This is a genomic window from Paenarthrobacter sp. NPDC089714, assembly GCF_044748905.1.
Classification (GTDB): domain Bacteria; phylum Actinomycetota; class Actinomycetes; order Actinomycetales; family Micrococcaceae; genus Arthrobacter.
In genome coordinates, this window is sequence record NZ_JBIVGX010000014.1 from 99,034 (window position 1) to 105,144 (window position 6,111).

At 63.4% G+C, this 6,111-nt stretch carries 6 protein-coding genes; 3 read left to right on the plus strand and 3 right to left on the minus strand.

All coding sequences use genetic code 11. The features are described 5' to 3' along the window. Window positions 1-426: 426 nt before the first annotated feature. Both ACIPY3_RS19545 and ACIPY3_RS19550 read right to left on the minus strand, forming a co-directional pair. A complete protein-coding gene (locus ACIPY3_RS19545; RefSeq protein WP_400336694.1) occupies window positions 427-681 on the minus strand; it encodes a hypothetical protein in 255 nt (84 codons plus the stop codon). Beyond that, window positions 674-2,146, minus strand: a complete 1,473-nt coding sequence (locus ACIPY3_RS19550) for a flotillin family protein (protein ID WP_400336695.1) — start codon at window positions 2,144-2,146, stop codon at window positions 674-676. The genes ACIPY3_RS19545 and ACIPY3_RS19550 overlap by 8 nt, the downstream gene beginning before the upstream one ends. A 388-nt stretch (window positions 2,147-2,534) precedes the next feature. Between ACIPY3_RS19550 and ACIPY3_RS19555 the strand changes: the two genes are divergently transcribed. Beyond that, a complete protein-coding gene (locus ACIPY3_RS19555; RefSeq protein ID WP_400336696.1) occupies window positions 2,535-3,866 on the plus strand; it encodes a DUF6350 family protein in 1,332 nt (443 codons plus the stop codon). Between the two features lie 30 nt (window positions 3,867-3,896). Here the strand turns inward: ACIPY3_RS19555 and ACIPY3_RS19560 are convergent, their stop codons facing one another. Then, the gene (locus ACIPY3_RS19560) at window positions 3,897-4,346 is read right to left on the minus strand and encodes a hypothetical protein (RefSeq protein ID WP_400336697.1); all 450 of its coding nucleotides are present in this window, start codon (window positions 4,344-4,346) and stop codon (window positions 3,897-3,899) included. An 11-nt stretch (window positions 4,347-4,357) separates the two neighbouring features. Between ACIPY3_RS19560 and purN the strand changes: the two genes are divergently transcribed. Then, window positions 4,358-4,936 carry a phosphoribosylglycinamide formyltransferase gene (purN, locus tag ACIPY3_RS19565; RefSeq protein ID WP_400336698.1) on the plus strand — a complete coding sequence of 193 codons (579 nt, stop codon included), beginning with the start codon at window positions 4,358-4,360 and terminating at the stop codon, window positions 4,934-4,936. Between the two features lie 252 nt (window positions 4,937-5,188). Next, complete coding sequence (locus tag ACIPY3_RS19570; RefSeq protein ID WP_400336699.1) at window positions 5,189-5,992, plus strand: endonuclease domain-containing protein; 804 nt, start codon at window positions 5,189-5,191, stop codon at window positions 5,990-5,992. Window positions 5,993-6,111: the final 119 nt, after the last annotated feature.

Here is a 6,111-nt window from a genome sequence, read left to right on the forward strand (position 1 = left end):
GCATGAGCACCAGAACGCTCACAAGTTTGACGCACGTCGCCGGATTGCCAAGGTCGGGTACCGAAGCCGACCACGCTCCAAAGCAGATCAACCCCAGCGGCAGCCTGCGTGTCCGCGGCAAGGCGTGCCGGCCGCTTGCCGTAGTCAACAGCCTTCGTCTCATGGAAAGTCAGTGAAATCGGCACGCTGGATGGTGTTGGCTGCTTCCACCACACGGGTGTTGAAGGAGTGGTTCGAGTCGAGCATGTGGGGAGCTTTCGGTTCGCCTGCGGATGGCGAACGCCTGCGCCCACCTCCATACAAGTGGTCAAACAGCCATATCGTGACGTCGGAACTAAGTCGGAGCCAAGTCGAGGCTAATCCGTCGCTGCTGCCGGATGCCGGCGAAAGCAGAATGGGTGCGAATCGAACGTTTCGGGCTGGGCATCAGTCTGCACCCGGCCACGCGTCCCGCAACTCCTCCGGCAGTTCCTCCACATACACCGTCTGCGGTGGCTCGAAGTAGATCACCAGCACCTTCTCACCCACGGGGTACACGCTGGTCTTGTCGAAGGGGCGGGCAAAGAAGGCGGAGGTACCTCCCAAATAGGGAAGCATGACCTCGCCCAGGGCGTCCGGCCCGATGGCTCCCGTGACCCGGCCGATCTTGCCTGTGAGGCTGCGGTTGACCTCTTTATGCACCGGGCTCCTTGGCGGGAGCCGCGGCCGGGCGGGCAGGGGACTTCCCAGGCGCTGGCCGCGTGGGTGCTTCCTTGCCGCGCAACGCCGCAGCCAACGACGGCAGGAAGCTGCCCACCTGGGACAAGATCCCGCCCACCATGCTGTTCAGGCCGTCGCCGCCGTTGAGCACCGTGAGCTGCCCAATGCGTGAGAAGGGCTCGGCCGCCGCGGACACAATGGCTGGCATGTTTTCGGCGATCTGCTGCGAAATGACCGCATCCTGGTTCGATTCCAAGGCCTCGCCACGGGCCTTGATACCCTCGGCTTCCGCCAAAGCCTTGGCCTTCACAGCCGAGGCCGCAGCGTTGCCGCGTGCCGTCGTCGCGGCGGCTTCAGCTTCACCGGTCACGCGTGTGGCACCGGCCATGGCGGCGGCGGCACCGGCGTTGGCTTGGGCTTCGAGTTCCACGCGCCGGGCGTTGGCCTGTGCTTCCAGTTCGGTCCGCTTGGCCAAGGCTTCTGCGGCGCTGATGTCCGCGGCCTTCTTGGCTTCGGCCTCCGTCCGCTGGGCGTAGGCCTTGGCATCGGCGGGCTTTCGGACGGTTGTTTGGAGTTTCTGTTCCTCACGGTCGGCCTCAAGCTTGGCAACCTGGGTTTCCTGCACCACCACCTCCTGGCGGGCTGTCGCGTCAGCCAGCGGCCCTGCCTGCGCTGCATTTGCACGGGCCTGCTCTGCGTTGGCCTGGGCCGCAGACTGCTGGATGGAGGAGCGGCTCTGCGCATCGGCGATGAGTGCGGCTGCTTCCGCTTCCTTTTCCGCGGCCTCCCGGTTCCTTGTGGCTTCGGCGATCCGGGCTTCCATCTTCACCTGCGCAATGTGCGGCTTGGCCAGGTTCTGGATGTAGCCGGTGGGGTCCTGCAGGTCCTTGATCTGCAACGAATCAACCACAAGGCCGAGCTTCTCCATCTCCACGCCGCTGGCACTGCGGACCTGTGAGGCGAGCTTGTCGCGTTCCCGGATGATCTCCTCCACGGTCATGCTGCCAATGATCGAGCGCAGGTGTCCTTCAAACACGTTGTACACCTGGCTCTCCATCTTGGGTTGCTGCCCCAGGAACCGGCGCGCAGCGTTGGCGATGAACGGGGGAGCGTCGCCGATCTTGTAGATCACCACTCCGTCCACGATCACCTGGATGCCTTGCGACGTGACACAGGAGACCTTGAGTTCGGTTTCGTTGAGCGTCAGGGCCAAGGGACGCACGGTCTGGAGTCCAGGAATCACCAGCGCTCCCTTGCCGGTGACGATCTTGAAGTCCATCCCGTCAGTGTTCTCCAGTGTTCCTCGCGTGAGGCCGGAGATGATGAGTGCCTCGTTCGGTTCCGCCACTTTCCACATGGCCTTCGTGGCGAGCCACACGAATCCGATGGCTACAACCACGCCAACGATCAAGGCAATGAGCGGGAAGAATGCTGAGAGGTCGTTCATGGACCCTGTCCCTTTCCAAAGAAACACTTAGCCGGAAGCCACAAGTGGTTGCTCGTGTACACAGTCTGGTTCCGGGGGAACAGGTAGTCCAGCAATTTTGTGCATCGGTTGTAGCGCTCGGAACAGCCGAGAGGGCATAAGAAGGCTGGTGCAACCTGGAGAGTATCCGTAGGTGGTTGCACCAGCTGCTAGTACGACTTTCAGTAGTTAGTTGTGACACCTATCCATTGGCCGCTCCTAGTTCCCGGCTTCGATGATTTTCCGGGCTTGCGAAGTCTGTGAAAACACCTCCAATTTTACGGCCGGACCACGGAAAAAGCTCCGGAGTTGGCGGCATTACCGGGAGTCTGCCGGGGGACTGGAGCCCACCGTGGCACGATAGATCACGATGAAACTGCGCGCTGATCAGACCGGAAACCGTGGCCTCCCCATGCCCCTTTGGCTGCAGGGTGGTCTGGAAGCGGCTCAGGCGGCGTTCATTTCAGCCATCGTTGTGGTGTTGCCCCTGGTGGGGGTCTGGGCCACGGACGGATTCCAGAACCGCAACGTGGATGCGCTGGCCCGTTTGGCCGGCCAGGCATGGCTGCTGATCCACGGGGTTCCGCTGCACCTTGCGCAGGTCAATCTGGGCACCGCGGGCCAGCCGGGTTCGGGGTCCTTGTCCCTGATTCCCCTCGGCCTGACCCTCATTCCGTTCCTGCTGGCGTGGCGTGCCGGACGTCGCCTGGCCCGGGCCTCTTATACGGACCAGTTGTGGCAGGCATTCCTCGGCGCATGGCTCGTTTATGCAGCCTTCGGTGCTGCAACCGGGTTCGTGTGCCGGACCTCGGACGTGGTCATCAACCTGTGGCTCGCCATGTCCATCCCGCTCATCTCCTTCGGCCTGGGCCTCGTGGTGGGCGCGCGACGCGAGGCCGGTTCCTGGAGCCGCCTGATCGGCGTGGACGCCGTCAAATGGCTTGCCAAGACCAGCCAACATTCGCGCTGGGCAGGCTCCTACGTGGGCTCCGCGTTGAAGGCAGGCTTCGTGGCCACCATGGCCGCAGTCGCGCTCGCCGCTGTGCTCCTGGCCGTGGATATCGTGTGGCATTGGACGGACATCATCGCCGTCTATGAAGGCCTGAAGGCGGGTGCCTTGGGCGGCGCAGTCCTGACGATCGCGCAGCTCGGTTTCCTGCCGAACCTGGTCATTTTCACACTCGCGTGGTCCTCCGGCGCGGGCTTCTCACTCGGCGTCGGCTCCACCGCGGGACCGCTGGGAACCGCCGTCGGGCCTTTGCCTGCCGTCCCCATCTTCGGTGGGCTGCCCGCCGGACAGCTCGACCTCGGCGGCATGGCCCTCGCGCTGCCGGTCGTGGCGGGGATCGTGGCCGGTTGGTGGTTCCTGCGGGAAGGCGAGAACCATTTTGACGAGTGGCTCTCCATCAAGATCAAGGCGCGCTGGTTCACGGCGGCGGTGTCCACGCTGTTCCTCGGAGCCTTCATCGGCGCCGTCGCGGGCCTGCTGAGCGCGGGTCTTGCGTGGATCGCCCGCGGTTCCGCCGGTATCGGCCGCCTGACGGACATTGGCCCCCACCCGCTGTGGACGGCAGTGTGGGTGGCCGCCGAGGTGGGTATCGGCGTCGTTATCGGTTACGCAGTGGGGCCGTGGCTGGAACGCAGCCAGAAGCTCCGCGAGGCGAACCTGGACGAAAAAGCGTACGACGACGAACACGCCTAAGCCTGGAGGCGGCCGCTTGGGTGGGGGTGCCTAGCGCAACGGCCCGGGCATCGAGTTCTCCAGGTCCGCGAGGCACTGCGACTTTGCCGTCTCGGTCAGCGCCGACCGCGCACAATCCTGGTACGTGCTGACCTGCTTGAAGAAGAGCGAGGTGGTGAGGATCAGCAGGCACATGATCGCCGAGACCACCAAGCCGGAGATGGTTCCGAAGAGCACGATCTTGGAGTGCTTGTACTTCACGGCCCGCACCAGGACCACGATCCCCAAGGCAACGCTGGCGACGGTGAGGATGGCGCTGAGCCACACGTAGTTCACATTCAGGGAGAAGACGAAGAACGATCCCAAGGCCGACAAGAGGAACGCTCGGAACAGCACCTGCGTCCCCCCAAATGCGGACTTTTCCGCCTCGGCGCGGGACTTGGGACTCTGCCGGGGATCGACGTCGGGATTCATGTTTTCCAGCCTACGCGAGCCGCCCATAAGCTAGTGCAATGCGCATTGTTGTCCTCGTGTCCGGTACTGGTTCAAATCTGCAGGCTGTCATTGACGCCGTGAAGTCGGGTGAACTGGATGTGGAGATCGCCGCCGTGGGCGCCGACCGCCCGGATACCTATGGTGTGGAGCGCTCGGACGAGGTCGGCATCGAGACCTTCGTGGTCAACTTCAATTCGTTCGAAACCCGTGCCGAATGGGATGCGGCGTTGCGGGACAAAGTGCTCTCCTACAGCCCGGACGTGGTGGTTTCCTCGGGGTTCATGCGCATTGTCAGCGCGGACTTCATCGATGCTTTTGGCGGCAAGTACGTCAACACCCACCCCGCGCTGTTGCCTTCCTTCCCCGGTGCCCATGGTGTCCGCGACGCCATGGCGTACGGCGTGAAGGTCACCGGCTGCACGGTCCACTGGGCCGACGCCGGAGTGGACACGGGGCCGATCATCGCCCAGGAAGCCGTGGTCATTGAGCCGGCTGACACCGAGGAAACCCTGCACGAGCGCATCAAGGTAGTTGAGCGCCGGCTCCTGGTCCAGACCCTGGCCAACCTCGCCGCCGCTTCCCCCTCACCCAACTGAGTCGCATTTGTGCGCGTTTTGAGCCCTCAAAACGCGCACTGCTGCGACCTACATTCGGTGTCGCAGCTTGTGCCTGTGGATAACGAGGCACACGCACCCTGATTTTTGTCAGCATGGGGCATGAAGACGCCACGTCCCTTGCCCGAGCCACTTTCCTCACTGCCCTTTACGTGGCAGGAAGCCGCTGAGGCGGGGGTATCACGACGGCGGCTCAGTCACCACAGTTTGGACTCACCCAGCAGGGCGATTCGAGTGCCCGGCTACGGGAACGAGCACACCCTGTCCGACAAGGTTCGTCCGGTCACCCTGGTAACGCCATTCTCGGCGGCATCGCACGCCACGGCGTTCCTGCTGTGGGAGTTTCCAGGGTTCCTGCCGGGAAGCAACAAGTCTGGGATTCACATTTCCCGTCCAGAGGGGTTTGCCATTCCGCGCCGACGAGGCGTGGTGGGCCACCGGGGCCAGTTTTTCGAGGACGAGATCACCACTCTGAATGGCTTGTACATCACTACGCGTGCCCGTACGTGGCTCGACTGCGCCCGGAAGATGGATATCGACGAGATCACCGTCGTGGCGGATCATCTGATCCGCATTCCGCGGCCGGAGTTCGAGGGGCGCACAGAACCGTACTGCACTCTCGCCGATCTTGAGGACATGCTGGACCGCCACTGGGGGACACCGGGAATCCGCAAAGCCCGCCTTGCTTTGGAGCAGGCCCGCGTCGGCGCCGACTCCGCGCCGGAAACGCGACTGAGGCTGGCACTGGGTCGGGGTGGGCTGCCCACAGCGGAAGTCAACGTGCGCACGGAACTGGGTCCCGGCGTCGTACGTCAACCAGACCTGAGTTACCGCGAGTGGCGCGTTGCAGTCGACTACGAGGGTGAGGGGCACTCGGACCGCGAACAGATCGCCCGGGACATCGCGAAGGAGGAGGACTTCAGCCGTGCTGGATGGACCCTGGTGAGGATTTCCAAGCGCCATATGTCCACCGACGCAACAACCGCTGTGCGAAAAGTGCGGCGCGCGCTTGAAGAACACGGCTGGACACCCAAGTAGGTCGCATTTGTGCGCGTTTTGAGGGGGCGGAGTCATAGGGTCGTTGCAACGCTCTGATTGATGGAGCGTGTTGTGGTCAGGAATTTTTCGTTGGACGCCCGGCGGGAGTTTGTTGATTT

Bases quoted from the DNA above. Each gene is read 5' to 3' on its own strand.
- ACIPY3_RS19550 (WP_400336695.1), bottom strand. From the start codon at position 2,146: ATGAACGACCTCTCAGCATTCTTCCCGCTCATTGCCTTGATCGTTGGC.
- purN (WP_400336698.1), top strand. From the start codon at position 4,358: ATGCGCATTGTTGTCCTCGTGTCCGGTACTGGTTCAAATCTGCAGGCT.
- ACIPY3_RS19555 (WP_400336696.1), top strand. From the start codon at position 2,535: ATGAAACTGCGCGCTGATCAGACCGGAAACCGTGGCCTCCCCATGCCC.
- ACIPY3_RS19560 (WP_400336697.1), bottom strand. From the start codon at position 4,346: ATGGGCGGCTCGCGTAGGCTGGAAAACATGAATCCCGACGTCGATCCC.